General features: G+C 38.3%; 1 protein-coding gene. It reads right to left on the bottom strand.

Features of this window, described 5'->3' with window-relative positions; genetic code table 11:
* Nucleotides 1-91 precede the first annotated feature (91 nt).
* A partial coding sequence (locus AC1DND_RS26315) for a TonB-dependent receptor (RefSeq protein ID WP_477585610.1) occupies nucleotides 92-2,171 on the bottom strand: 2,080 nt, incomplete at its 5' end.

Here is a 2,171-nt window from a genome sequence, read left to right as displayed (position 1 = left end):
GATATTAATTGCAAAGCACAAAGTAAATCTATTTAGCTATTAATTTGCCTTTATTAGATTGCTTCGTGCCTCGCAATGACGGATTTGTTTGTTATTTTACCAGTGTAAAAGGAACATACAATCCGAAAGTGATATTTCTACCGGTATTGTACACGCCTAAATTAGGATTCTCCTGATCAAAACGACCTGGTTTAAATCTACTTAAAGCATCATAATATTTCTGATCTAGCAAGTTGTTGGCCGAAACAGATAATTTGATTGGTTGTTTGCCTAAATTAAATGTAGCACCAATACCTGCGTTTAATAGCGTATAACCGCTGGTTGGCGTTTCGAAAACATCATCCACACGTGTTTGTTTAAATGCCGAGTTGATACCAACAGATAGGTATGCATCATTTGTTCCTTTCAGTTTAGGCTCGAAACGCAACTCGTTTCTCAAAGTTCCTGCAGGAATAAATGAAAGTGGCCTGTTTAAAGTGTTATTCTGTGCATGAACGTATCCAAAGGTATTCTCGAAGTGGATAAACGGAACAGGGTGGATGGTTAAGCTTGCTTCAGCACCGTAAAGATTCGCGTTTACCTGTCCGTAACGGTAAACATCATAAAGTGTACCTTCAGCTTCTCTTTGTTCGCCATTGTTGGAAGCGTAAATATAATTGTGGATGTAGTTGTTATAAACACTTGCACTTGCACTCACAATTTTTCCTTCATATTCTAATGCCACATCTACCTGGTAACTGCGCTCAGGACTTAAACCAGAATTACCGATTTCATATCTAAAAGTACCTTCGTGCACACCGTTTGATCCTAGTTCTGCTGGATTTGGCGCACGGAAAGCAGAACCTACGTTAGTTTTAAAGTTCCACTCTTCGTTAAATTGGTGCGTAAAACCCAATGCACCACTTACATTGGAAAACTTATTTTTGAAAGGTGCAAAAAGTTCTTCACCATCATCAAATAATTGTTTTCCGTTGTTTTTTCTAAAATCGTAACGTGCACCGATGCTAAATGTATTGTTCTCCCAGTTTTTCTTGGCAAAAGCAAAAACACCTAAACCAAAAGTATCGTAAGCTGGGATTAAAAATTCTGTTCCTTTATTTTGGCTATGTGCATCATCTACACTTACCCCAAAAACGGGCTGCCATCCATTGGTTTCGTGTATATAATATTTCAGGTCTGCATTGTAGGTTTTAAGATCGAAGAATAATGCAGGGTCCGGTCCATCTAACTCACGGCGTTGGTTTTGTTGATAGCCAAAATCAGCTTTCAAATTGCCGTTACCGATAATGAAATTGTTGTTCAATGCAATTTTAAAGTGCCTGATATCCTGACGAGGGTATTCTAAAGTACGGTTTTTGTAATCATCGTTTGTAAAAGCGCTACCATCTTCTTTTACAAAATTTCCATTGTCATCTAAAGTTGGCTCATAAAAGCCAATATTGTTATGAAAGTTAGAAACGTTTAAGTGGGTATAACCCCAGCTTTTATTTAAACCTACCATACCACTTAAATCGGTTTCGTTAAACCCCGAATTAGGGAAGTAACCTGTTGGTGTTTTAAAAGAGTAAGCATTTTTATACGTTCCGCGAGCTCTCCAAACAAACCCGTTTTCGTTACCATTTAACATTAACGAGTTAGCGGTAAGGCCATTATTTGTAGAATAATTGGTAATAAATTCTCCTTTAATCTGCCCTTCGGGTGCGGTACTTGGCTCTAATAGGTTAATTACACCACCGAGTGCATCAGAACCGTACATTAACGATGCAGCGCCACGTAAAACTTCAATGCGGTCTGATTTAAACTGATCGATTTCAATACCATGCTCATCGCCCCATTGCTGGCCTTGTTGTTTTATCCCATCATCTAAAGTTACAATTCTGTTGTAACCCAAGCCTCTGATTACAGGCTTAGAAATAGATGGGCCAGTAGTAATTTGTGATACACCGGGTATTTTAGTTAAGGCATCAATTAAATTGGTTGAGGGCTGTAAAAGCTGATCCTTGCCAATTACTGCAGAAGAAGCACTATTTCTTTTGCTGGTACTGCTGATCAAACTTCCGGTAATTACAATCTCCTTTGTTTCTATGGCAGTAGGTTGTAAAGAAAATTCTAATCCGGCTGCGCTTGCAAAATTTACCACCTGTGTAGTGGTTTTATAGCCAATATAATGT

The sequence above is a fragment of the Pedobacter sp. 01N416 genome (genome assembly GCF_056399685.1).
Note: the sequence above shows the minus strand (reverse complement) of the source record. Positions and strands in the feature narration are given on the sequence as shown.